The sequence below is a fragment of the Neobacillus sp. WH10 genome (genome assembly GCF_030123405.1).
GTDB lineage: Bacteria > Bacillota > Bacilli > Bacillales > Cytobacillaceae > Neobacillus.
In genome coordinates this window covers 5,178,658-5,203,589 of sequence record NZ_CP126110.1, presented here as the reverse complement: position 1 = coordinate 5,203,589, position 24,932 = coordinate 5,178,658, and the positions used below count along the sequence as shown (strand labels likewise).

The window sequence follows — 24,932 nt, the reverse complement described above, 5'->3', positions numbered from 1 at the left end:
TTACTATTAAGGTATAAAAATTGAAAAAGGCAAACTTTTCGAAAGAAAAGGACGCAAAGCCACGAGTCTAAAGTCTTATGACTATGATAGTCGGGTTGCCAAAAAGAACGGATACTAATGTTTGAATTAAACTTCTTAACATGAAGGTTTGTTAGTCACCTCTTTTTGGAGGCTTTTTTTATTTATTAAAATAAAAACAAAGGGAAGAGTGGGTGTAATGATTAAGTGTTATTTGGTTCAATTGAATATTTTGAAAGAGATATAATGAGTTTTGCAAAAAGGAAAAGTTTAATAACTTTGTCACCTAATCAAGTTATGAAAATTCACTCCGAAATCAAATATGAATTAATGAATGATTTTATTTGTGATGTAGATTTAATAAAAGAATGTGTAAATAATCTTAACCTTGCAAGTGAAAAACTTATATAAAAATATAAGACCCTATTATGATGAACTATCAGTTATGCCAGGTAAGATAAAATTTTGGAGTTTCTTTTTTCGAAGAATTCATAAATTATTTGAACAAATTAAATTAGAAACAAAAATTACCGAGAGTGGTCAATTTATTTAATTAATCTAAGTGGAGTGAATAAAATGTCTAAAGTAAAAATACAACAATTAGCAAAAGTGGGAGATTGCATTACTTTTAATAGGAACGATAGGGCACATGAAGGTATTGTATACAAAGTGAATGAGAATAGCGTCCTTGTGGAGATGTCCAAGGATTCGCAAATCTATCTGGGGTATGAAAATAAAAATACGGTGGTATCTCACATGAATTATACGATCTTACGCAATCAAAAGGTTGTAAATGAGTAAAAAGAATGATCTTGATCAAGAAGTTTCTTGGATTTCTTTACAAAGAGTAAAAAGGCGTGATGTAAGAGAGTGGATGGGTGACAAGAGAAGGGATGTTGAACTTAGTTAAGATTAAACTTGCTTTCAAACTAAAGAATGAATTTAATAAAGAGCTGCTATCATTTTTGCAGCTTTTCTTATTCTAACGGGCAGGTTGAAGAAGAAGTTGTTTATTAACTTCGCAATTGAGACAAAATGCGAAGTAGGAGCAAAAATAAAGACCTCTAAAATAGAGGTCTAAAAACTTTTAGAAGATTTTAAATGATGATAATCAATTAACTTAATAGCTGGATGCTCCTTGATATTTCTCCCAAAAAGATTTGGATCAATGCCGAAAGTTAATTTATCGGTACCATAAAATTTACGATTCTTAATACCACCGTTATGTGGAGTAATAGTGACAGAAACAATAAATGGATACTCATTACAGTTACCTTGTAGACGTGATTCATTAATTTCCACAACATTATATGTATTCTCCCAATCAAAGGATAGACCACTTATAGATTTATCGTTGTACTTAGTTTGGGCTGCTTTAATTATTTCGTCCATCAGAAGTTCTAGCATAAAATTTTTAAAATGTTGTTCTTGTGTAACATCATTTGTTACACGGTATAAATCATCACTATAACCTTTGCGGTGATACTCTTCTGCACATACAAAATGTGTAGAAAAAAAGGAAGTTATAACAAGTAGAAAAAGTGATCTTTTGAATCTTATCATATTTCACCACCAATAATTTTAATGTTTGTAAAAAAATATAATTTATTCTTTGTTTCGCAATCCGACTAAAATGTGAACTAAAAGAGAGGGAACTTTTATAGTACCATTATGCGGATTTTCTTATTAAACGAAAGGGAGTTTAGTACAATAAGCAGGGAAATACAAAGTGCATCTTGAATATTAGATTGATAAAGTTATGATGGTGGATGTAAATGAATAAACTTAAAGAATTTTATAGGGATATGTTATTTAGGTTGTTTGGAATAAAAGCTAAAAATGTAGGCTGGACAACATTTGCCCCGTTAAAGATAGTGCCTGAATATACAGTCGACTTGGAAAAAGGTCAAGTTACTGGAGTAGTAAAACATAATGAGAAGGTATATTTGACTGTCATTGTAAATGTTCTTAATGAAAAAACTGTGGCAAAAGGGAGTCTTAGAAGAATTCTTAAGTATACTAAACCTTTTAAAAAGCACAATTACATAGAAATCATTAAAGGTGAGGCTGAATATTTAATTGAAAATAAAATAACAAATCCAAAGGAACATTATGATAAGTTCTTCAACTAACTGGGTGTTTGAGTTGTTGAAATAAGGTTGCTGCGGCAGCCTTTTTTTTGCTTGTTCCACGAAGGGCAGTTTAGTGGAAGAAGGATACATGTTAGGGAACACTAAAATGAGGTGTTGTCTATATGAAAAGATACATTATCTTTCTATTGGTGATTGTTCTTCTTGTTATGCCTCAAATTACTGAAGCTAAGGCAGAAGAATATAAAGTCGTTTCAGAATTACCTAAAGAAAATATAACCTTATATGCTAAGGAAAAGAACGGTTTATTTCAAGATTTCAGAATTCATTTTAAAGGAGAAACTTACTTCAGACCTTTTTGGATGAATGTTACAAATCCTACTTATGCACCTGAACTATTTTACGAAGACATAAACCAAGATGGGAAAAAGGAGTTAACCATAACTTTAACAAAAGGATATGGTTCTGGTGTACGAGATGAAGAAGTTTATGTTTATAGATATACTAACGGATTGATTGAAGTCCTTGTTGATAATCCTTTAGCAATTATTTATAAAAACGTAAAAACAAAATTAACTACTGAAAAAGCCGAAATCATTGTAGGGGACAAAGTATCCATTGTCGATACTAAATCCATAGAACCTTCGCATTTATTTGAGGAAATAGGATTTGGTAGCATTATTGATTATGAAGTAATTAACAATAATCTTATGGTCAGAGTAAGCGGACAAATAACACCAGCAATGTTTATTGGAGATATTATTATTGTTTATGAATACCATAATAAAATGTATCAAGAGAAAACAATTGATTTTATATCACACGATTTAATTGATAAAAATCCTTTTTACGGTCCATTGAAACATTCAGGGATATTCAACTAACGAGTACAAGAGTTGAAGTCGGCAGCCTTTTTGCTTATTGAACTAACTAATGCAGGTTAGCTTAGCGTGAAATAAATTTTGATATACTAAAGTGAAACAATAAAGTGGTGAAAAGTGAGGGAATACTAATGCAGCAATTAAAGAGAATTGGAAATTCATTTTGGTACATGACACCTTTATCTGAGACGGACAGACCAATTTTAGGTATGGTAGTGGGTAATGAAATGAACTTGATGATAGATGCAGGTAACTCGGAAGCACATACCCAGCTGTTTTTAGAAAAATTAGCAACACAAGATATTAGAAAGCCTAATTTTGTTGTGTTAACACATTGGCATTGGGATCATATTTTTGGGATGTCCGCATTAAAAAATGTGCTGTCTATTTCATCTATTGAGACTAAAAAAGAGATTATGAAACTACTCCCCTATATGTGGTCAGATGAGGCATTGGACCAACGAGTTCAAGAAGGGACAGAAATTGAATTTTGTGCAAGTTGTATTAAAAAAGAGTTTCGTGAACAAAGGAATATTTATATTACTTTACCCTTAGTAACATTTGATCACCAGATCGAAATAAATCTTGGTGGTGTGACATGTTTATTGAAACATGTGGGTGGAGATCATGCTACCGATTCTATAGTGGTTTATATAAAGGAAGAAAAAATATTATTTTTAAGCGATTGTATTTATCCAGATATCTTTTCCTTCAAAAGGAACTATACAACGAAACGAACGGTAGAATTAATCGAACAATTAGAGGAATTTGATGCGGATACATATATTCTTTCACATTGGAGACCTATTACGAAAGAGGAGTTTCTGCAAGAAATTCAGATGTTAAAAACAATTGCACACTTTACTGAGAAATGTAAGGGTAATGCGGAGAAAATAAGGTTTGAATACAGGCAAGTTCGCAATAGGGAATTAAATGAGGAAGAACTAGAAACAATCGAGTATTTTGTAAACGGTTATAAAATAGACTGATAAGCATAAGGATAGTAATTTAAAATGTTAATATACTTAATACATTAAAGAAATACAATGTGTTAGTGACTATTACGAAAAAATTGAACAATAAATAGGAGAGTCCTTATAATACGAACGGGGTGCTTTACTTCAATAAGGAGTAAAGTCTTTTTCTTGTTCAACGTTGCAGAATAGTTCAACAAGGATAATGGTTTTTTATGGAAAAATTTATAAAGAATGGTTATTTAATTTATGGGGAGTGCAAGATAACAAAGTAAATTTAGAGGGTGAAATATGAATAATGAACATAATATAATAAGATTAATTGGTCTGATTTTTTCTTTTCTATGTTTAATCTTTTCTATAATTCAGATTATTTCTAGTGTAAAAGTACAATTTGCCGGTGCACCCACATCTTTTCTTTTGTTTATTCTTAGTGTAATAGTAATTTGGAAATTACTTACCGAAAAAGGAAAAGATAACGCGGAATAAGATTGCAGTGGAATTACATTAATAATGTTTTAAATTCTTTTTGAATTACTTCTTAAAAGATATATGTCAACAATTCTTTTGTGAAGAAGTACATTTAAACTAACGGGTGCGATTATTCAATAAGAATGATCGTCTTTTTCTTATTCAAGTAACGGGAGTTGAAGAATAGTCCTATACTCTAATTTAACAATCGGAACAGATTGTCGAGGTTGTAGTTTAGGATTAATAGTAGGGAACCGTGCCATCAGTAAATGAGGTTTTTTTATTTGTTTACATATACAGGGCACGTGGAAACTGTTTGTTTATAAGTTAGAAAATGAGTAATCTTTAAGAGTGTGGATTTTGGTGGTTTTTCGGCGGACAGATGATAAAAATCGCAATTAAATTTATAAAAAGAGGTGCAATATGCAACAAAAATGGTATCAAAAATCATGGGGGATTATTTTATTACTCCTTTCACTACTTATTTTATTTACTAGTTGTTCACAACAAAATAATACAAAAATCAAAATAAATAAAACTCAAGAAGTAAGCAAAAAGAAAGCAGCCACTGTTGAAAGCAAAAAAAGTACACCTGACGATGAAGCCGAAAAAACGACTAGTGAAAGCGTAGTCAGTCCAAGCGTTCCTGCCACTAGTAAACCAACGATAACAAGTGTTAATGGTGACTTTGACTACAGTAAATATACACTAATTGTAGTAGATGGCGGAGATATGTCAGGATATAGAAAGCCGAATGTCAGAGTTGATGTCGGGTTTGGCGACAGGGAATATTGGGCCTTTACAAATGAATACGGACAGCTAATTCGTGTTGAGGCAAAAAATATAACACTCCAAAATCCGAATACTGATCATGTTTTATCGTCTGGGAGATACTATTCTGATGAAGCAAAGGTTCCCGGTACAGAGAGTCAAGAATTTGATGAAGGGCATGTGATTGCTGACTCACTTGGGGGAGTATCTAACGCATATAACATTACACCTCAAGACAGCATTCTCAATAGGCACGGCGATCAAGCTTATATGGAAAAAGTGATTCGAGATGCAGGAGGTTGTACAGATTTCGTAGCAGTGATTCAATATCCAAATACTCACACGCAAATTCCTAACCATTATAAATTCACATACAAAATTCAGGGCAGATCCATTACAGATGAATTTGACAATGTAAACCCAGATGAAGTGAACAAAAATTTAGGGGAAACGACAGGTACGAGCAGTACGCCACCGAAAACAGACAATGTACCAGCAAACGAAACGGTAAGTAGTAATGAAGATGTTAGTAAGGTGGATACCAATCATAATGGAAGTGTTACGATCGCTGAAGCCAAAGCTGCTGGCTTTAAAATGCCAATTACGCGCGATTCATGGCTCTATAAATATATGGACGATCGAGATGGTGATGGACTAGTGGGTGAGTAGACAAATCGGATATTTATACACATGTAACACAAAAATGAAACAAAATCGGCAAAATAGGTGCTCTCGGTGTCTTAAACCTTGATCAAATAATTGAGTTTCTAGCATTACATGAAAAAAGGCATATTGAACAAATAAAGGATATCATTAAAGCTTTTAGGTAAACAGAAGGGATAAGCCTTCTGTTTTATATTAACAGAGCACAAGAAGAGCTGTAAGAGACATGGGCGAGAGCGACAGAAGCAGAAACAGAAAATAGAAAAAACTACAAAGCCGTATTGTTTATGAAGAAAGATAACAATTGTAATTAACAGTCTTCCATTCAGGAATATCGCTTTAGGAGTAATTGTAGAGTATAGAAATTCCACCACATAATCATTTAAACATTTATTGTGAAGAAATGTACTTACACTAACGGTTGCGTTAGTGGGAGAAGTTGCTCACTCGTCCTGCGGAGTAAAGCAAGAGCTAATATCCATCGTTACTTAAATTAAGGCATCCACCCGGGGCTGTTGACAAACTAATAAGTTAGAGTTGATAGCACAAGATATAGAAAATAATACGGAAGATGTATCCTATATGTAGTAGGGATTTGTCTTCTTTTTGTATTGAATAGCTATTTGTCATCAGCCCCATCTTGGATGCCTTTTTCATTCGTTAACAAAGGTATAATGAAGTTTTCGGAAGTAATCATTAAATTTGTCTGGTTTCACCATTCCCTTACTTTTTTAGTGACATCATCTCCATCCGCGATGACTTTCACTAACTCTGCACCAAATGGCATTTCCCTTCAAATTTTCCTAAACCATTCATAAGTCATGATTTCCTTCGACTTTCCCCTTGCGTACGTAAAAAAAATAAAAAAGCCTAGCAAGTAGCTAGACTTCAGAAATGCCCGGAGGATGTATGCTCTTCAACGAAAGTTAGCTCCAATTTTTCTCAATAAATTGAATTGCAGGTTGTAAATTGGTATTGTTAGCAATTTCAATCAGAGCAGGATACACGGAAGGATCTGTTTTGGAGAAGTTAGGGATTCGTGGATTTAACCTAAAAAAACGATCTCCTAAAAGTTGAGAACTGACCATGGATTCATAGTAACTGGTTCCATTACTGACAAGCTGAAGGAATGGTAGTAAGGGTTCATTGGGCGATCGGTCGAAAAGGACACCCCAATTTGGAGGAAGGTTGTTCAGATTTTCGGGGCGTATGTTATCTGCACTCACCATCCCCCACCCCTTCGTATCTCTTCTTAACTGAATTGGGGCTTCACCTGTTCCAATGGATAAGACCGCAATTTGATCCAATGGCTGTTTGGCTTTATCCACTGCAAACGAGATACTAGCTGTACTAGGGTTAGTGGTTATGACAAACCCATCCACGTAGTTTTGATAGGCTCGTTGCGTAGCGGGAGCAGCACTGCTCCGTAGTATTACATCACTTGCTTTTTCATTTAAATAGGGAGAGCCAGGAAAGTTGTGGAATAACACAGGAGTCCAACGATTCAGCTCCGGTGAGAATAATTGAAATGAAGGGACAACAATTCGTTTTTTAAAGTTTTTGAGACGAAGATCTGCTGGAAAAAATGATTCTACCGCTTCGATAAAACCGGAATATGGTAATTGTTGATTAAAAACAGGTCCACCTGGTCGGGAGACGCTATATGCAGGTAGGATTTTATTCTTAAAATACTGAAGTGTCTCCTTCGGCGATCTGCCACTTGCTAACGCAAGGGCAGTGAATGAACCGATTGAATTCCCCGCGAAAATATTGGTTCGACGAATTAATTGTGGTTTTTGTCGAGCCAGTCTGTTCAAAAGTTGTAAACTTAATGCACCTAAGGTGCCGCCTCCATCAAAGGAGATGATCCGATATCTTGTCAAATTTGATTTCTCCTCTCTATTATAATCAAAGGTATTATTCAGTATATGTTTGTCTGGTGTCAGTTGTATGGACAAAGAGCATGAACGTACTATGTTGCTAAATATCTATGGAAAGAAACAATAGAGTATAGTATATAAAAAATACTACGACGAGAATATATGAGACTGGCAAGCCAAACAAGAATTTTTTATGCACATACTCGTTGTATGTTATGGGTGATGAATAAGTACAGAATGTACATCCAAAAAAAGCTTTAAAGACAATAAAAGGCCAAAGCGCTGGTATGCCTCACTTTTCAAAAAAAAATTGTGATGATTTTCACTTAAGCTAACGGGTGCATTACTTCAACAATGAGGTAATGCCATTTTCTTCTTCAAGTAACTGGCAGGGAGTGCAATAAGAAGGAATACGGTAAACTGTAATTAAACAAATTTATGCAAGGTTAAAATAGAAGGAGGAACCAATGGGTAAGACAGTTACTTTTTCATTCAGTAGTTCAAAATATGAAGGTACAGAGGCGATAGAAACATTTACTTTTAAAGAATTAGGTATTGTGGAGAATTTGGATGATGAAGCAGTAAAAATAGAAATGGATAGAATTTTTCAGGCTTGGGTTTGGGATAAACTTAATATTCCTTATAGTATAGTAATCGAATAATGGAAACGTACATAGTACAGATGATGTTCAATAACAATATTTGACTAACGGTACAAGTTTAGCTTAAGTATATAACCGAATAAAAAAACACCCTTTTTACAAAGGATGCCTGCATTTAGTTATTTCATTTGGCTTTAACCTTCTTCTTTTGAAATCAATAGCCTGCCACTCTATCGTTTTTTCATTGCTAAAAGTGATCGTCATTAAATCATTGGGAGGACCATGAGCACCTTCAAATGTTGTTACCTGTACTGTGACATTAAATAAGTAACTGCCTATTGGCAGCTGCTTGATTTGGGTTATTTTACCACACATATTTTGTTTGATTTCGCCATATTGCTTCTTCAATTCCTGTTGAATTGAGGGATAAAGCATAATGAAAATCAAGTCATCACGCAACTGTACATCATTTTTAGTTACGGTTTCAGCTTTGACAGGTGAATAAGAGAAAAGAGAGAAGCAGGCAATCAATATTAAAAGGCTTTTTTTCATAAAAATCCTCCATTCCATGTTTCTCTTAGAATGAACAATTAAAGAAATTCTTATTAAGCTAACGGGTGCAAGAGTTGAAGATCAGGACTGTCATTATGGCAGCCTTTTTTTATTCTACTAACGGTGAATTTAATTGGAGAAGGAGTTTCCGTAATTGTAGAAGAAATATTAACTAATATAAAATGTCGTGAAAGTAGAGGATTATTATGTATTTGTTTCTATCTATTCTTTTAAGTACAATTTTAGGGTTCATATTACTTATGATAGGTCCCCCGCAGGTCGGTGGAGTTATTGCCTTTGGTATTATTGTGGGTAGTATTTTTAGAGGATTGTATTTACTAAATAATTTAAATAAATCAATTTTAAAAATTTTATCTAAGTATGATTCAAGAGGTGAATGAATTAGTTAGAGCTTTTTTAAGGGGAGAGAAATCAGTGGGCAAAGACCGTCAACTTAATAACCTAAAGAAAAATAAGGTTCAAGGCATATATAGAAAGATAAAACAACAGAATAGAGAAGCTCAAAATGATAATAAAATAGGGACAGCTACTGTTAGCATTTGTCTTTTTATACTGCTTTTACTTTATGTATTGAATGCAATTTTTGATTTGTAGATTGAGGTTTACCAGAATGGTTGGAAGCAAAAGATTGTGAAAAAGTGTACTTAAAGTAACGGGTAGCAATAGTTGAAGATCCAGCTGCCATTTAGGTGGCTTTTCTTATTGAAGTAACTGGCAGGTTAATTCAATAATCGGAAGGAAAAAGGTATATAGAAAGGGAACTATTTGATATACCAGATTAAATAAAGGAGAGAAGGCTATGAGTAAATCATTTATTGAACAAGTACATTATATTAGAATTCCTGTAAAAGATTTAGAACTGTCTGCACAATGGTATAGAGATGTATTAGGGCTCCAGTTATTAAACATTACTGAGGAACTTGCGATTTTAAAAGTAAATGAAGGACCTTTCTTACTTATCTTAGTTCCTACCGAAGATGAAACATTTGCACATTTTACAATTGATAATGAACAAGAATTTAGCATTGGCTTTACAAGTCCAGAATTATCCAAATTTCATCAACACTTAATTGATAATCAAGTTAAGGTCGAGGATATAAAAGAAGATAATGGTCATGCCTTTTTCCACTTTTATGACCCAAATGGTAATAAACTTCAAGTACACTGGTAAGATTATAATAAATAAATTACCTTATTTCATTAACGGGTGCTATAGTTAAGGATTTAGCTGCCATTATGTAGCTTTTCTTATTGAAGTAACTGGCAGGTTAGTGGAAGAAGGAATTTGTTTTTATTTCTAGAATTTCTAATTTAGTAGAAAAATTAATGAAATTAGAGAAGTGAGGGAGATAATTATTATGATAAAAGGTTTCGGGGGAATATTTTGGAGGACTAAAAATCTAGATGCTATAAAAAAATGGTACAGTGAAGTGTTGAAGATTGAAATAGAAAATTGGAATGGGACTATTATCAAACCCCATTCAGGAAATGAAACTATCTTTTCTTTCTTTACTGAAGATGACAGCTATTTCCCAACAGAACAGCAAGTGATGTTAAATTTCCAAGTTGATAATCTAAACGAGACTATTAAACATCTGGAACAAATTGGTGTACCTCTTGTAAAGGAAAAAGAGATTAGTGAATTTGGTAAGTTTATTTGGATTGAAGATCCTGAAGGTAGACTAGTTGAGCTATGGGAAAAATAACAGGTTGTAATGATTCATATTTTGTTGAATAAACGGGTGCTTAAATACGGTCGCTGCGGCGACTTTTTTTCTTGTTCCAATCGGGGCAGATTAGTTGAAGATTATCCTCCTAAACCTTTATTCCTCAACATAAATTAGAGTAATACTTTTTTGTAGAAGGGGGATTGCATATGCGTATTGTATCTCTTGTAATTCTTATGAGTTTTTTGGGATATGGATTATTTTTAATGGGGATTTATGGAGGATTCATCGCATTTGGTATTATATGTTCTTTGCTTATTGAGTTATTGTTGAAAATAAATGACCTGGATAAAAGTGGATTAAGGAATAAAAATCAATAATCTTCTCCCAACTACAATAATTCATCTTAAACTAATGGGCGCAAGAATGGAGGTCCGATTCTACTTTAGTGGCTACTTTTAAAATATCATAAATATTAATAATCTTGCAAAAAAGTGAATAAGGTAAAACAGTATATTCTTGAAGGGGGGAGTCTAATTGAAACACTTTACAAAATGGATAAATCGGACGTTCAATCATTATCCCAGAAAAAAATTGACTCTCGTTATGGGATCTCAATACGAACCGCAAATATTTGGTCAACCAGTTGAACGAAACCAAACTTCGTTAATAAGTACCAGTGATGCCGAGAAATACTTTCGTCCTTCCCGCCTCCCTATTAAAAATACCCTTGTCAAGAACATCCAATTTTTTGATCCCTATTATGAAAAAAACTACAAAGAAATTAAACTCCCTGCAACATTAACTCGGACTCCTGATGAAATTGTTTTAAACTACTTTAGTATATTAAGAGAGGCAGAAAACCTCACTCAAAACCAGTTGGGTGGGTGCGGAACTGTGGGGATGGCAAAGTTGCCCTATCCAATTGCTTATAACTTTTTTACTAAAGACTATCACAAAAGGGTTTCCTATAATGAATATCTTCAGTCGTTTGCTGGAATTGGACATCTTAATTTAATTAAGATGAACAGACTTCCTGATGAAAAAGGCATTGTTCCTTATTTCATTGAGCTAGAAAGCATCGAAGGTTCATCAAAAGGTGTCACCTATTTTGCTTATTATTACGGCTATGTCCAATTAAAAAAAGTTCAAAACCTGTATAAAATTGACCAGATGAAATTGTACGGAGAGGACTTCCTATGTGCACCCTATCATCTCTGGCAGCATGATGCGGAAGCAGTCGTTGGTATTATGTATGGAAACTGGTGCAAGTTAATAAAAAAACAGCTGCCTACTAAACAAGATGGTTACGTCAAAACCATTAATTATATTGGTACGGATGGAGCCGATTATCGGTTTATCTTTTATCAATTAACAAATGATACAGATGTATTAATTTCTCAATTTAAAAAGGATTCTGAAGGAAACTGGGAATCCATCAGAATTGATCCTATCAAATGTGTAAAAAACTAAGCGTGTTATTAAAGAAACTCGAACCTATACTCTATGCCACAAAAAGGGCTTTCATTAAATGAAAGTTCTTTTTTCTTTGTGAAATATTGTAATTAAACTAAAGAGCAGTTTAGTGTAACAAGACATAAAAATAAAGCTTTGGATAAACGGTTATGTCCAAAGCACGTTCATAAAATTATAATGTTTTAACTTGCTCAATTTTTAATCCGAAAATTTGAGGTGGTTCAATTTTGTTCATTTGTAAATATGTAGAGATTTGTCCACGATGATGGATTTCATGTTCAGGAATTGCCATAAGTATTCTCCACACACTAACTTCATGACCATGAAGGGTTAAAACCTTTTTTGTCAACAAATCGTTGCCAACTTGTAATAGACCCTCTGTTAGTTTAATCTGACATGCTTCTAAATAATTGGAAATATCCTCAAGAGAAGACCCCTTACCAGTATCATGCCCTGTGTATGTCCAGGAACCATGTTCAAATATACCAAGAAACATCAATCGAGATGATGCGATATGTCGCAATAAATCACCTGTAGAAAATTTATCTTCAGAAGGCTTCCAATCTAGGAGTTCATTAGGTATTGCTTTCAGATATTGCATCCATCTAAATATTTTACATATTCCTTAATATCATGAATCATGTCGCCACTCTCCAGTTTTTCTGACTTTTATTACTTTATATTCTTAATTCTGTGTAAATAATCCTTTAACGGCAACCATTTCCGACTAATTTTGTTATTTAACTAAATGGTAGCATAGTTGAAGAAGGAAAAGGTATTTTTATATTGATTCTATTATATGTAGAAACTATTAAAAGAGGCAGAGAAAATGGCTGATTACCCAAGGACTGGATTAAGAATTAGATGCGAACAAGGAGTTCATCCAGAAGTAAAAAGAGCTTGTCTTGAGTTTGCAAAATGGCTAAGAAAAGAATTTGAATTTCCCATTAGAGTTGTTGTTTACCTCAAAAAAGACTATCAAATTAAAAATAAATTCACTAATGAATTAGTATCTGCAACATTCTGTGCACCTTTCGATAAAAGAGAAGAACCATACATAAGAATAGCTACAGGTGACTATAGAGAATTATTGGAAGAGAACGGACAAGATGATGCACTTGCAGCAATTCTTGGTTCTATTGCCCACGAGATGGGGCATTATTATCAATGGATTGATGACCTTGATCTAGATAGGGCGAAAAGATTTTAGAAGGCTATAAGTCTCCTAAAAAGAAAGGCCATTTTAAACAGCCTACAAACGCTTTTAACAACGTGATTGATTTAAAAGAAAACGAAAATGGAGTATTCGGGGTGTTGGACGAATGAAAAAGAGAGACCTGGCCATTTTAAATGACCTGCAGCGTTTTAGATGCCTTACTAGGGATGACATCATCAATTTGCATTTTAATAGCCTCAAACAGCCCGTGACGTGCTGTAATACGGTCCTGAAACGATTGAGAAGAGATGGATATATTGAGGTAAGTACTAAGCAGTTACCCTATATCTATTTCGCTTCACCGTCTCCGATCAAGAAGGACTCCACAAAGATACCGCATTTCTTGAAAATTGCTGAATTCTATAAAAGCCTGATCAAATATGAGTCACCTAAATACTTCATAGTCGAGCCTAAGTACGGAAAAGGGTATATGGAACCGGATGCCTTTATGTTATGGAAGAGAGGGCCGTTCTTTGTGGAAATCCAACGTTCAATCTATTCGGATAAAGTGATGGAAGAGAAGGTGAAACGATATGAGGATTATTACCTTAGCAACGAATGGAAACAAGAAGCGTGGCAGCCGCAAAACAAAAAGGTATTCCCGGCCGTGATTATGATTACAGATACACTATACAAAATCGATAGCCCCTTTATAAAATTTCACCAAGTGCCGCACATTGAACACCTAGTAAAAATGTTTGAGCCTAAAAAGACAGAATACTTACCAATAAAGGTGAGTAGTTCATCATTTAAATTAAAAACTATTTAGAGTTCCAAGGCCCTTTTATTGAAGCAGGATAGCAATAAGCAATAGGATTTAAAGAAACAAGTTGATAGTTAAAATAATATAGTTCTATAATTAAGATAAAAGAAATGGAGCTGGAAATTAGTGATGATAAAAAGAAAAAACATTCTAATATTTTTTCTTATAACGTTATTAGTAGGAATTTTTTTTTATTTTAGTCTTGGTAAAGAATCTAAAATTAAGGAGTTTCCTGTTCCTCTTCTAGCAAAATATATTGAAGATGAAAATTCTAAAGATTTTAAATATTCTTCAACCGGCATTCTATATTCCTTAACATTATGGTTTAATGGTTGGAAAAAAGTCGCTCATGAAGGTGATTCCACCGTTTTTAAAAAAAACGATAGAGAAGTGATAGTTGTTAAGCATACCGGTGAAAATTTCATATATATATTTGAAGATGAATAAATTATATTAAAAATATATATAAAAATAGGCTGCCAATGTGAGCAGCCTATTTTTATACTGACGGAAAAATTATAAAGAGTAGTGATTATTTAGTTTGCAGTAAATCTTAAGTATATCCACTTCGAATCTCCATTTTTATCTTTATTAATTTTACCATAGTCGTAATTTCTTCTATCTGTAACATGTTGGCTAATATATAAAGTTCTTAAATTAGTATCCTTACCTGTAACAAATAAACTATGCCACCTTCGACCAGATCCAGCATATCTATACTGGAGAACATCTCCAGGTCGTGCATCATAATAAATTTGCATAGGACTCCAAGTTTCCTCAACATAGTTAACACGTGGTGCCCAATATTTATAAAAAGCTTCTACATTAACCCATGATGCACTTGATTTAATATCGACTATACCAAGAGCTATAGGGACCTTGACAGTAAACCAATAATTATCTTTATCAATAACCCAAGGACTGAATAAATCAATTCCTGGAGAAACCACCATACCTTTGCCACCTGCATAAACTGCTTGTGAAACAAAGTTAGTGCAATCTGAACCAATAGGATCGTAGTCTCTATAATCCAAATTTCGGTACAAAGCCCACTTTAAAGCATAATTAACTGCTGCATTTGCATCATATGGATAAGGATCTACTACACCCATAGTTGTAATCGAATTCGTGGTATTTTTTTGCTTATTTTCGATTTGTTGTTGAACTTCTTCATCTTCTAACGCAATTTCTTCTTTTATCTGTTTAATAGTTTTATTAGCAACCTCATTCATATTAAAGGTTTGTTCCGTATCCATTTGGGTTTTTGCCATAGTTGTCTTATTCATATCATTTGAGCTGGTACTCTGGCTTTTAGCGAGTGTCTGTTCATGTAAATACTCAGCTGCATATGCCAGTATGAGCGTATATTGTGGATGTCTAGCCAATTTTGGATCATCATGTTGCTCTAGTTGCTTTATTAAGTATTGACTGTACTCTGGTGTACCTACTTTATATGGCATATTATTCTGTGAAAAATAATCCAATAACGCTTTTTCAAGCTCGCCTAGTGTAACACTATCATTTGGTGTTACTACTAAATAACCATTATAATCAAATTCACGCCATTGATTATCTACAAAGTACCATCTGTTAGTAAGTAACCCATAATCGTCTAAATCATAATAAACTTGACGGCCATTAAGAGTCTGCCATCCTTGTTTCTTAATAAGTTGACCTGAATCGTTAAATTGAAACCACTTTCTTTTATCTTCTATGTACTGCATTCCAGTTACCATAACACCACTAGTATTAAGATAATAAATTTCGTTATTTAATGTTAACCAACCTGTTAACATAGCACCTGTTGAATCAAAGTAATACCATCTTTCGCCAGCTTTTAGCCAACCTGTTTTCATCTGACCGATTTTTTCATTTTCATTAGCTGCTGTTGGCAATAAATAGTACCACTTGCCATTAATAAATTGCCAACCTGTTAACATAGCACCTGTTGAATCAAAGTAATACCATCTTTCGCCATCTTTTAGCCAACCTGTTTTCATCTGACCGACTTTTTCATTTTCATTAGTTGCTGTTGGCAATAAATAGTACCACTTGCCATTAATAGATTGCCAACCTGTTAACATAGCACCTGTTGAATCAAAGTAATACCATCTTTCGCCATCTTTTAGCCAACCTGTTTTCATTGCACCTGAAGAAGGATCTAAATAATACCACTTGCCATTAATAGATTGCCAACCTATTTGTTTCACACCATTCACATAATAATACCAAAAGTTTCCACTAAACACCCATCCATTTAGTGTTGCAGCTTTAACACTGACACTTTGTAATCCTAGAAAATTCCCTTGATATACCGTTAGATTAGCAGGTATAGACACTATTAAAATAATAGTAATTAAAAGAAACTTTTTTACCATCTTTCCCATAATAGACCTCCATTATTACTATTTTGGTATAAATCAATTATAAATTTACTATAAATCTACAATGTTTCCAAAGTTTTAGAAAATTATTCAAAAAAATATCAAAAAATAGTATTTATTGGAGAATACTGCAGAAATATATTATCTTTCATCAAAAAATTTACTTGTTTTTTGAAGATTCACTACATAAGTACAATTATGTACATGAAAAAACACCCATCTATTTGGATGCTTTTTCACTCGTTATCGAAAAAACAGGTAGTATCCGGAACATTAAGCCATATATTTAATTGGACAATTTTAATATAATTAAATAGCGTTATGTTTTAAATTACTTGAGGTGCAACTATGACCAGAAGAAAAAATCCACTTATTAAAAGAAGTATGGGAAATACTTATAGCAAACGAAATAATAATTTCTATAAAAAACCTAGTAACATGGACCTTAGAACTTACGTTCCTTACAAAAGGCATTACAAATCAACTTTTAGAAAAGCTCGTTACAAAGCATCTACATCTGACGCATTCGGAGGATGCTTAGGAATAATCGGCTTATTTATCGCAGTATTGAGTGTAGTTATGATAGTAAAAAATCCTGATATTATATTACCTTTAGGTTTTTTTATAGCCTTGATTTTTACAAAAATGAAGGTTAAAAAGAAAAAAAGACGGTAGACTCAGACTTTTTTTAAGAATTCACTACATAACAACGCTATGTATGATTGTTAACAATGGAAAAAGATTCCGTGAAAATCCCCTTACTTTTCAAAATAGTCAGTTCTATAATCGTCTGCTGAAGTTTCAACTGATTCGGTCTCTGTTGGTAGAACCTCCGCATACATAAATCATAGCTCCGCATTTATTTATCCTGACTCGTTAACTTTCCAGTTCAAGTCATGCTGCTTGAATCTTTTAAAGCTCTTTTTTCGAGCAGCTGGGAACCACGAATTGGGTTTTATTAATTTTAAGAAAAAGGAATTTAGCGTGTGATTTTATCATTCAAATAGATAAGTATATATGAAGAATTTTTGAGGGCTCTCTATTTTGAGCCTTTTTTTTTATAAATAATATATGAAAGGGGATTGGGGATTACGAAATTGAAACAAAGCGTTGTATCAATGATTGAAGATTATTTTTTCGCTAATGATTTAAAAAGGGGGGAGGACTTCGAAATAGTTTCCTATATTGTACTGGATGATAAGTTTGATTTTTACTCAATGGAACACTTCTTTGGTATTAATAGCAATAAGATTTTCCATTTAGATAATTTGGATACAAACGATGTAAATGACTTTTTCCGTTGGCACCCTAAAATGCAAAATGTTATGAGCCTAACGGAAACACTAAGAAGTGAATGTAGATTTAGAATTTATAATAGATTTTTTAAAACAAATGAATCATGAAATTAGTTCTTTTTGTACGTTGTCTTACGATGATTATAGTTATGTTCAATGTGCTGGTTCAATTGAGAAAATGACTATTGAATATAGAAAATCATCTGGTAATAGTTTCGAACATAGTGTTTTAGGAACTGAGAGTTCTGCAATAATTGATGCAACTATTAAGTATAGTGGCGGCGAGATAATATTGAAAAGCAATGAGATATTAAATCTTGACGATGCTATAGAAGTTTTTACAACTTACTACAAAACCCAAAGTGTACTGGATAAATACAAAAAGAGGGACATAACAAGTATTTTTTAATTCGTTTCTAAAAGAAGTTTGATTTTTATTAAATGGCAGGTTACTTGAAGAAGGATTAACGCACTTTTTGTAGAACTATTGACCTAACGAAATAAGTTTTAATTGAAAAACTTCGGAAATAAGGTGAAGTTTATGGAATTAAATTTCTTTAAATTAAAGGAACAATCAGAAGAAAAAATCAAAAAATATGGTGCGGAAATTAACCCAAACTTACCTTTAATGGATTATCAAGGTGTACGGAATAGCAATGAAATTATTAAAAGAGTAACCATTATGGCTGGAATGGTTTATATTGCACATCAAGCTCCTCCATCTATAATTAAAGGATGGATAGAAGAACAGGATTTGTTTCAATATGTCACAGAGTTTGAAAAGGGTATTTTAGAGAAAAGTGAGATAGAAGTTACGCCAACAGAGATAATGAGGTTAAAATGGTATGTTGAAAGCCTATGGGCTTTAGTTTGGGTCTTAGGTATAAACAATAACTTTCGCATAGATGAACCTGTAGGCGATAACTTAATCAAAATAGTTCCAGATGTTAGAAAAAAGCAGGATTTTTCTACATTAGAAGCTCAAACACTTATGAGAAATGATAAGGAAATATATGAACAAGTCGATTTATATTATAGGCTTCATTGGTATTTAGTTGATGCACGGTTAAATGGGAAAAAACATAATAAGCTTGACGAAGGCACGATTATGGAAAGAAGAAAAGCACTCGAATGGGTCGTTACTCCTGGTGAAGAATGGGAAAAAATAGATTTGAGTACATAACCTTGTTTGTTTCACTGACGGATGCGATGCTTCAATAACGAAGGATCGCCTTTTTCTTATTCAAGTAACTGGCAGTTTAGTGCAATAAAGAATTTCTATAAATGTAAAAAGTATTTGACATTTATTTTTACATAGTTTACCATTTGTTGTGTAAAATGTTTTTTACATTGGAGGTATGAAATTTGAAATGGATTTTTTATCTAATTATTCCGATATTATGGCTATTTGTTGTAAGTTGGTTTACTGGAAGCAAGGATTATGTATTTCAAACCAATGATGACGAAAGAAAACAGAAAATAAAACAAAAAGCAATTGTACAAAGTTGGACAACTTTAATTTTGTTCTTCATCACTAATTTCCTACTTAATTTCTTTCATTTGAATGATAAGCGTTTAGACAATGTACCCTTGGTTTACCCAGAGGTTGATTATTTCCTTGTTGCAGTTGTAAGTTATTTTATTTTCTTCATTATAAATAATAGAAAAATGAGTGCAAATTAGGTGTTTAATGGTGAATTTTTGTGAAAAATAACATTCGTACTTTAAGGAAAAAACTAGGCTATTCACAAGAGGAATTAGCTAAGTATAGTAAGGTTTCGCGACAAACCATAAATGCTATTGAAAATAACAAATATGATCCTACTCTTGAATTAGCATTTCGTTTATCAAAAATCCTTGGTGTAAAAGTAGATGAATTGTTTTTCCCCTGACTAACTATGAGCATTTAATTTTGTTTAATCATTACTGGTCAATAAATTTTAGTAAGTAGTTTTTTGGAATATTTAATATAGAAAATGGGTCATAGGGTATAATCCAATGGTGCTTTTGGCAATTGGTGCGATTCTTCAAGGAGAAGGTCGCTTTTTTCTTATTCCATAATAATGATTGTGAAATATTGTACTTAAACAAACGGGTGCAATAGTGAAAAAGGCAGCGGAAAATCCGTTGCCTTTTTCACTACATTTTTAAAAATACTTTCTATAAAATTCTTTTCTAAGGCTTCCACTTAATTGAGCATAAATCCTAGTGGTCTCGCTTTTTTCGTGTCCTAGTAGACTTTGAATAACATCAATGGGAGCTCCGTTGTTCAATAAGTGTGTGGCATAGCTGTGGCGTAGTTGGTGTGGATGAATTTCTTTGTTAATCCCAGCCCGACTTGAAATTCGTTTTATGATGTACCTCATCTTCCAATACTGATTCTAAGTGGGTGCCGTTCAGTAACAAAAATAGCTGGATCTTTATCGTATCGAAGGTCTAAGTATCGCTTGAGCCAGATTTCACACCGTATATTAAAGTAAACCTCCCTTTCCTTATCACCCTTGCCAAGCACAATTGCGGAATGATTTGACCAATTAATACAATTTTTATCAAGAGAAACAATTTCACCTATTCTACACCCTGTTGAAAACATAAATTCAAATAACGCCTTCTCCATTGGAGTTAAGCACGCTTCCCTCAAAAGTTCAATTTCCCCCTCTGTTAAAAATTTTGGAATTCGTTTACCTTGTTTAGGTTCTTTGATTTTTGCCGCTGGATTCTTTGAAATATGCCCTTCTTCGTGTGACCAGCGAAAAATTGATTTAATGAATCGAATTCGATGAGCTAAACTTGATGGTTTTAAGTGTATGCTGGAATTTGCTAAGTACTCTTTCAAATGATTCGTCGTTAAAGATTCAATACTCACGTCGTTAAAATGGTGAATAAGTAACTTTGATTGAAGTCTATATGCTTTTAGTGTTTGTGGAGAGAACCCTTCAATCCTTTTATCTGATTCGTAAAGTTCCCAAGCTTTTGATAACAGCAAAATAAATCCCTCCTAAAATGGCTATATTTAGAGGAATTATTGCCTTCATTATAGAAGTGAAAACATTGGTTATTGAACGATCTGGCAGGTTTGTTGAAGAATAGATAAAAGGATTCTTACCCAAAACAAGAATATATATTTATTGGTATTTTAATAAGCACTACTTGAAAATAGGAGGTATTGAATTGGAGGAGTTAATTAAGGAGTACACCTTAGGATACACAATGCTTCGGGAAGCCATCGAAGGATTAACCGAGGAGGAGCTTCGTTACAAGCCCGCACCGGACAAATGGAGCATTCATCAAATCCTCATACATGTAACGGATTCCGAGATCTCGTCCACATCTCGGCTAAAAAAAGTCTTGGCGGAGGATGAGCCGATTCTGATTTCATTTGACCAAGACGCATGGGCTAATAACCTGGGGTATGATTTGTTGGACCATGAACAGCATTTACTTATTTTCAAATTGCTACGTTCCAGTATGCAGATTATTCTGGACCATCTAACTAGTGAACAAAGCAAGCGAGTGGGGGTGTATGTCGATCAGGGGCGGTTCACATTTAAGCAATTGTTGGAATACCGAGTGCAACATGTCCGCGACCACCTTGATCAAATTGAACGGGTAAAGAAGGCATATCAAGGGAACCAAACCTATTAAACTAATTAAACGAACGGGTGCTTTTGTTCAATATCTCCAATTATTATGAAGCTAATAGTATGCAAGTTTCTATTTTTTACTTTCAATGTGACAATTCTTTTGTAAATAGAACTCTTTTTTATATAATTTTATAAAAATTAAATTAATAATGGTGATTCTTATGAGAATGGATGATAAAAGGAGTCAGCTTCAAAAAAAATACAGGAAGGAAATAGAGCAAAAAAGAGTGGATGAAAAAGTTAAAAATAAAGAAAAATTATTAATTGTCACTGTCCTTTTTTTAATAATCATTATTATCATACTTTTCCAAGATGTTTTTGTTAATCCTAACCGGATAATACGGATAATTAGCTAGGATTGAAAAGGGTAGAATGATGCAAACATGTCGGTGAAATAGTCCAAATTCTTTCCAATGTACATTTTATTTTCCTTGCAACCTTGGAATGATTCCATTCATATGTTCGAAGTAAAAATGAACATGGAGCCCGACGGAATTCATTAGAAAAGACCAGCACAAGAAAGTTGTAAGCTAATAAGGAATGTTTTTCATCATATAAAATACTATGTGAACGAATGTACTTAAAGTAACGGGTGCTTTTGTTTTATATTGAAGTCAACAAATTAATTGTTGGCTTTTTTCTATCGCTTCCGGACGATAATACGTAGCAGCAACACCTTTTAGGAGGTGGTTTTTTTATGCCTACCAATTGGTTAATTATGGTGTTTGAAGACAAATGTTGTTATTCAATAACGAAGTAGGTTAATTAAAAAAATACGAATTAATACATATTTATATTGTTTGTTATTTTTTTGGCACGAAAGTTGCTTTACCTATTAATGAATATAATTGGGAGGAGTAACAAAAAATGGAAACAGTAAATATTAGGACTACTACAAAAGATGATATCCCACAACTTTTTGAATTAATGAACCAGTACATCGTTGATTTCTACAAGTGCCCTCGTCCAAGTGAAGACTCACTCAAAAAATTGATTAATCATTTACTTGAAAATCCTTATGAAGGTATCCAGTTTGTTGCCGAGACGGAAACAAACCGATTAGTTGGATTTGCTACATTATACTTCACGTTTAATACACTAGAGGTAAAACGGATGGCTTTTTTATATGATTTGTTTGTAACACCCAATATACGGGGTCAAAAGGTTGGTGAAAGATTATTTAATACTTGTCTTTCTTACGTTAGAGAAAATGATTATTCTCATATGATTTGGGAAACTGCTCATGATAATGAAGTTGCTCAAAAGTTATATGACAAGATGAGAGCAAAAAAACAAGTTTGGTTAAACTATGAAATAAAGTAATTTTATTATGTTTATTTGAATAAGTTATTCAAAGTGTACTAACATTTGATTGTTATTAGAACATGATTTGCTTAAAAAGTTGACATAAAGAATTCCATCATATGAATTGTTCTTCAACTAAAAGGTGCGATGCTTCAATAAACGAAGGATCGCTTTTTCCTTATTCAAGTAACTGGCAGGCTAGTTTAACAAAAAGTGATAATTGATTGTTGTTTATTTCCAATAAGAGAAACTTCTGCTTCGTTTAAAACGTATAAGTATTTAGTTGGAAAATAAAGTTGAGGTGATTAAATGTATTGGAAACTAAGGATTCCTCTATTTTTATTTGTTTTAGGTACAATTTCTGGTCTTGTTCAAAAGTTTCCTGAATTCTTTCTTGTAAATACATCGTATTTCTTAAGAAGTGCAGTCTTTATTGGTGTAATTGGAATTATTTTTACTATTTTTGAAAAGACAAAATTAAATGAAAAGAAGATTCATTTTACGATTGGTATTGGTTTAATCTTCTTAGGTATTCTAATTGATTATTTAATGGTTTAGGTGGATTAACTTTCACAATGTACTTTTTCTTTTTTAAAGAAAAATCAACAATATTAATAAACATAGCCTTATACAAAGAAAGATTGTGAAATGTTGTACTTAAAGTAACGGGTGCAAGAGTTGAAGATCCAGCTGCAAACCAGGTGGGTCTTTTTCTTATTCAGCTAACGGGCAGGATAGTTTAATAAAACTTTATATAATATGGGTTCACATACATAGAAATTCTATGTAAAATTTAAGTATGAAAACTAAAGGAGAATCCAAATGAATCGTCGCCTTTTTTTTATTTCTTTAATTTTTGGATGGCTTGCAGTTTCAATTTCCCCAATATTAGATACAGTGATTGTGTCAAATTCTAATGATTTATCCCATCTTAGACTTGGTTTTCCACTACCGATTATTGAACAGAACACATCGTTAACTCCTATGGAGGGAGACTTTCCTATTACATTAGGGTTACTAAATCCCAAGGAAAACGCAACCGATTTACTGGTTTTTAATTATTCTTTTTCAATATTAATAATAACCGTAATCTCTTATATCTGTATTCTCCTAATGAAATTATTAGTTAGAAGGCTAATAAAAGTCTAACCCCAAGTTTAAAGGGGACTTAAAGTATCGGGTGCTTGAGTTAATGAATGGGGGTTGCTACAAGCAACCCTTTCTTCTTGAGCTAACGGGAGTTTGGTTGAAGAAGAAATGCTTTATATTATTGAATAAATAGAGGGTTTTTTATAATAAATATCGAAAACATTCATAGTTAATTTGAATGTAGTATGACAAAGTAATCCGTAAGTATCATGGAGGAAGAGATGAAGAAAGTAATAAACATGATTAATCCAAGTTCGAAAGTGGCTGGCGTGTCGTTAGTTGAATTGAAAAAACAAGAAAAAGCACTTGGTGCTATTTTTCCAGATGAATACAAGGAACTTTTTTTAGAAACGAATGGAGCAAAATTTGGCGATTGGACTTTGTTCCCTATTCAAACTAATGAAAAAACGGCATTAATAATTGATATAGTAAAACAAAATCAGAACAGACCCAAAAATCTACCGAGTGATATGGTTTGTATTGGTGAAAAAATGAGTGGTGACAAACTTTGCTATCGAATTAGGAAAAGATTTATGCAGGAACTAATTTATACTTGGAATTACAAAACTGGGTTAGGCAAATATGCGTCTTTATCATTAAGTGAATTTATTGATCGGCATGTGCCGAAAGTGAATACTAATAAGTCTAATAAACTTGGCACTTTTATGGTTGAAAGTGGAAAGCTAATTGTTACTGACCCATACTATAAAGTGGATGAAGAAGCTGAGTTGCAAATCGTGCTTTTAAATGTGAAAAATGGTAATTGGACAGCTTCCATTTCTTATACTCCTGATGAAGTTGTTAAAAACTTATTTGTATTTTATGGGGAAAAGAAACCAAGTGGAAAATGGCATGTTTGCGATAAACAGATTGGAGTTGACTCTGCACAAGCAGGAATTTTTGATTTTAAAACATTTGGTAGAAACGAAGCCATCCAATTTGATGAGGTAGTTGCTTCAGATGCACAGGGGGGAGTTGTCTCAGATGGTGCGGTTTCAATGTCTGGTTATGGTGACGGATTGTACGAGGTGAAAGTAAAATATAACATTTCAAAAAAGGTTGTTGGAGTGATGATTGACTTTGTAGATGAGGAATAATGCTATTCACCAA

Annotated in this window: 29 protein-coding genes, 1 pseudogene and 1 riboswitch; of the genes and pseudogenes, 24 read left to right on the top strand and 6 right to left on the bottom strand. The window is 33.0% G+C overall.

The window, feature by feature from the left end:
* Positions 1–18 precede the first annotated feature (18 nt).
* Positions 19–103, top strand: a riboswitch (cyclic di-GMP riboswitch).
* Between the two features lie 491 nt (positions 104–594).
* On the top strand, positions 595–819 hold the full coding sequence (locus QNH20_RS25150; protein WP_283920650.1) for a DUF2187 family protein: 225 nt from the start codon (positions 595–597) through the stop codon (positions 817–819).
* Positions 820–1,095: 276 nt separating this feature from the next.
* On the opposite strand, the gene QNH20_RS25145 is transcribed toward QNH20_RS25150, so the two are convergent.
* The gene (locus QNH20_RS25145) at positions 1,096–1,581 is read right to left on the bottom strand and encodes a DUF3888 domain-containing protein (RefSeq protein ID WP_283920649.1); all 486 of its coding nucleotides are present in this window, start codon (positions 1,579–1,581) and stop codon (positions 1,096–1,098) included.
* A gap of 212 nt (positions 1,582–1,793) precedes the next feature.
* Between QNH20_RS25145 and QNH20_RS25140 the strand changes: the two genes are divergently transcribed.
* The 4 genes from QNH20_RS25140 (at position 1,794) to QNH20_RS25125 (ending at position 5,874) form a co-directional block, all read left to right on the top strand.
* Complete coding sequence (locus QNH20_RS25140) at positions 1,794–2,150, top strand: hypothetical protein (RefSeq protein WP_283920648.1); 357 nt, start codon at positions 1,794–1,796, stop codon at positions 2,148–2,150.
* Between the two features lie 122 nt (positions 2,151–2,272).
* Entirely contained in the window at positions 2,273–2,992 is a 720-nt protein-coding gene (locus QNH20_RS25135; protein ID WP_283920647.1) for a hypothetical protein, read from the top strand.
* A 128-nt stretch (positions 2,993–3,120) separates the two neighbouring features.
* Positions 3,121–3,978 (top strand): MBL fold metallo-hydrolase, encoded by an 858-nt coding sequence (locus QNH20_RS25130; protein ID WP_283920646.1) that lies wholly within the window; start codon positions 3,121–3,123, stop codon positions 3,976–3,978.
* Between the two features lie 879 nt (positions 3,979–4,857).
* A complete protein-coding gene (locus QNH20_RS25125) occupies positions 4,858–5,874 on the top strand; it encodes a DNA/RNA non-specific endonuclease (protein WP_283920645.1) in 1,017 nt (338 codons plus the stop codon).
* A gap of 920 nt (positions 5,875–6,794) precedes the next feature.
* Here the strand turns inward: QNH20_RS25125 and QNH20_RS25120 are convergent.
* A complete protein-coding gene (locus QNH20_RS25120) occupies positions 6,795–7,751 on the bottom strand; it encodes a sporulation hydrolase CotR (protein ID WP_283920644.1) in 957 nt (318 codons plus the stop codon).
* A 464-nt stretch (positions 7,752–8,215) separates the two neighbouring features.
* Between QNH20_RS25120 and QNH20_RS25115 the strand changes: the two genes are divergently transcribed.
* Positions 8,216–8,410: a hypothetical protein gene (locus QNH20_RS25115; protein WP_283920643.1), complete on the top strand. Its 195-nt coding sequence runs from the start codon at positions 8,216–8,218 to the stop codon at positions 8,408–8,410.
* Positions 8,411–8,506: 96 nt separating this feature from the next.
* Here QNH20_RS25115 and QNH20_RS25110 read toward each other — a convergent pair whose 3' ends face one another.
* Positions 8,507–8,902 carry a DUF3888 domain-containing protein gene (locus tag QNH20_RS25110; protein ID WP_283920642.1) on the bottom strand — a complete coding sequence of 132 codons (396 nt, stop codon included), beginning with the start codon at positions 8,900–8,902 and terminating at the stop codon, positions 8,507–8,509.
* 435 nt (positions 8,903–9,337) lie between these two features.
* Between QNH20_RS25110 and QNH20_RS25105 the strand changes: the two genes are divergently transcribed.
* The 5 genes from QNH20_RS25105 to QNH20_RS25085 all read left to right on the top strand — a co-directional run bounded on the left by QNH20_RS25105 (position 9,338) and on the right by QNH20_RS25085 (position 12,063).
* Positions 9,338–9,517: a hypothetical protein gene (locus tag QNH20_RS25105; protein ID WP_283920641.1), complete on the top strand. Its 180-nt coding sequence runs from the start codon at positions 9,338–9,340 to the stop codon at positions 9,515–9,517.
* Between the two features lie 205 nt (positions 9,518–9,722).
* Positions 9,723–10,094, top strand: a complete 372-nt coding sequence (locus QNH20_RS25100; RefSeq protein WP_043931838.1) for a VOC family protein — start codon at positions 9,723–9,725, stop codon at positions 10,092–10,094.
* 187 nt (positions 10,095–10,281) lie between these two features.
* On the top strand, positions 10,282–10,629 hold the full coding sequence (locus QNH20_RS25095; protein WP_283920640.1) for a VOC family protein: 348 nt from the start codon (positions 10,282–10,284) through the stop codon (positions 10,627–10,629).
* A gap of 170 nt (positions 10,630–10,799) precedes the next feature.
* The gene (locus QNH20_RS25090) at positions 10,800–10,970 is read left to right on the top strand and encodes a hypothetical protein (RefSeq protein ID WP_283920639.1); all 171 of its coding nucleotides are present in this window, start codon (positions 10,800–10,802) and stop codon (positions 10,968–10,970) included.
* Positions 10,971–11,127: 157 nt separating this feature from the next.
* Positions 11,128–12,063 (top strand): hypothetical protein, encoded by a 936-nt coding sequence (locus QNH20_RS25085; protein WP_283920638.1) that lies wholly within the window; start codon positions 11,128–11,130, stop codon positions 12,061–12,063.
* A gap of 175 nt (positions 12,064–12,238) precedes the next feature.
* On the opposite strand, the gene QNH20_RS25080 is transcribed toward QNH20_RS25085, so the two are convergent.
* A complete protein-coding gene (locus QNH20_RS25080; protein WP_283920637.1) occupies positions 12,239–12,667 on the bottom strand; it encodes a DinB family protein in 429 nt (142 codons plus the stop codon).
* Positions 12,668–12,895: 228 nt separating this feature from the next.
* On the opposite strand from QNH20_RS25080, the gene QNH20_RS25075 reads away from it, so the two are divergent.
* The 3 genes from QNH20_RS25075 to QNH20_RS25065 all read left to right on the top strand — a co-directional run bounded on the left by QNH20_RS25075 (position 12,896) and on the right by QNH20_RS25065 (position 14,492).
* Positions 12,896–13,276, top strand: a complete 381-nt coding sequence (locus QNH20_RS25075) for a hypothetical protein (protein ID WP_283920636.1) — start codon at positions 12,896–12,898, stop codon at positions 13,274–13,276.
* A gap of 112 nt (positions 13,277–13,388) precedes the next feature.
* Positions 13,389–14,051, top strand: coding sequence for a replication-relaxation family protein (locus QNH20_RS25070; protein WP_283920635.1), 663 nt, complete (start codon positions 13,389–13,391; stop codon positions 14,049–14,051).
* 123 nt (positions 14,052–14,174) lie between these two features.
* The gene (locus QNH20_RS25065) at positions 14,175–14,492 is read left to right on the top strand and encodes an outer surface protein (protein WP_283920634.1); all 318 of its coding nucleotides are present in this window, start codon (positions 14,175–14,177) and stop codon (positions 14,490–14,492) included.
* Between the two features lie 89 nt (positions 14,493–14,581).
* On the opposite strand, the gene QNH20_RS25060 is transcribed toward QNH20_RS25065, so the two are convergent.
* Positions 14,582–16,432 (bottom strand): amidase domain-containing protein, encoded by a 1,851-nt coding sequence (locus QNH20_RS25060; RefSeq protein ID WP_283920633.1) that lies wholly within the window; start codon positions 16,430–16,432, stop codon positions 14,582–14,584.
* A 345-nt stretch (positions 16,433–16,777) separates the two neighbouring features.
* On the opposite strand from QNH20_RS25060, the gene QNH20_RS25055 reads away from it, so the two are divergent.
* The 5 genes from QNH20_RS25055 (at position 16,778) to QNH20_RS25035 (ending at position 19,616) form a co-directional block, all read left to right on the top strand.
* On the top strand, positions 16,778–17,104 hold the full coding sequence (locus QNH20_RS25055; protein ID WP_283920632.1) for a hypothetical protein: 327 nt from the start codon (positions 16,778–16,780) through the stop codon (positions 17,102–17,104).
* Positions 17,105–17,779: 675 nt separating this feature from the next.
* The gene (locus QNH20_RS25050) at positions 17,780–18,133 is read left to right on the top strand and encodes a hypothetical protein (RefSeq protein WP_283920631.1); all 354 of its coding nucleotides are present in this window, start codon (positions 17,780–17,782) and stop codon (positions 18,131–18,133) included.
* Between the two features lie 132 nt (positions 18,134–18,265).
* Entirely contained in the window at positions 18,266–18,907 is a 642-nt protein-coding gene (locus tag QNH20_RS25045) for a DUF4272 domain-containing protein (protein ID WP_283920630.1), read from the top strand.
* A gap of 182 nt (positions 18,908–19,089) precedes the next feature.
* On the top strand, positions 19,090–19,407 hold the full coding sequence (locus tag QNH20_RS25040) for a hypothetical protein (protein ID WP_283920629.1): 318 nt from the start codon (positions 19,090–19,092) through the stop codon (positions 19,405–19,407).
* 20 nt (positions 19,408–19,427) lie between these two features.
* Entirely contained in the window at positions 19,428–19,616 is a 189-nt protein-coding gene (locus QNH20_RS25035) for a helix-turn-helix transcriptional regulator (RefSeq protein WP_283920628.1), read from the top strand.
* 255 nt (positions 19,617–19,871) lie between these two features.
* Here QNH20_RS25035 and QNH20_RS25030 read toward each other — a convergent pair.
* A pseudogene (locus QNH20_RS25030) lies at positions 19,872–20,710 on the bottom strand (tyrosine-type recombinase/integrase).
* Positions 20,711–20,895: 185 nt separating this feature from the next.
* Here QNH20_RS25030 and QNH20_RS25025 point away from each other — a divergent pair.
* From QNH20_RS25025 to QNH20_RS25005, 5 genes are all read left to right on the top strand, one after another.
* A complete protein-coding gene (locus QNH20_RS25025; protein ID WP_283920627.1) occupies positions 20,896–21,369 on the top strand; it encodes a DinB family protein in 474 nt (157 codons plus the stop codon).
* Positions 21,370–22,235: 866 nt separating this feature from the next.
* Positions 22,236–22,691: a GNAT family N-acetyltransferase gene (locus QNH20_RS25020; RefSeq protein ID WP_283920626.1), complete on the top strand. Its 456-nt coding sequence runs from the start codon at positions 22,236–22,238 to the stop codon at positions 22,689–22,691.
* A 291-nt stretch (positions 22,692–22,982) separates the two neighbouring features.
* A complete protein-coding gene (locus QNH20_RS25015) occupies positions 22,983–23,231 on the top strand; it encodes a hypothetical protein (RefSeq protein ID WP_283920625.1) in 249 nt (82 codons plus the stop codon).
* Positions 23,232–23,495: 264 nt separating this feature from the next.
* Positions 23,496–23,822, top strand: coding sequence for a hypothetical protein (locus QNH20_RS25010; RefSeq protein WP_283920624.1), 327 nt, complete (start codon positions 23,496–23,498; stop codon positions 23,820–23,822).
* A gap of 221 nt (positions 23,823–24,043) precedes the next feature.
* Entirely contained in the window at positions 24,044–24,919 is an 876-nt protein-coding gene (locus tag QNH20_RS25005; RefSeq protein WP_283920623.1) for an SMI1/KNR4 family protein, read from the top strand.
* The last annotated feature ends 13 nt before the right edge of the window (positions 24,920–24,932 follow it).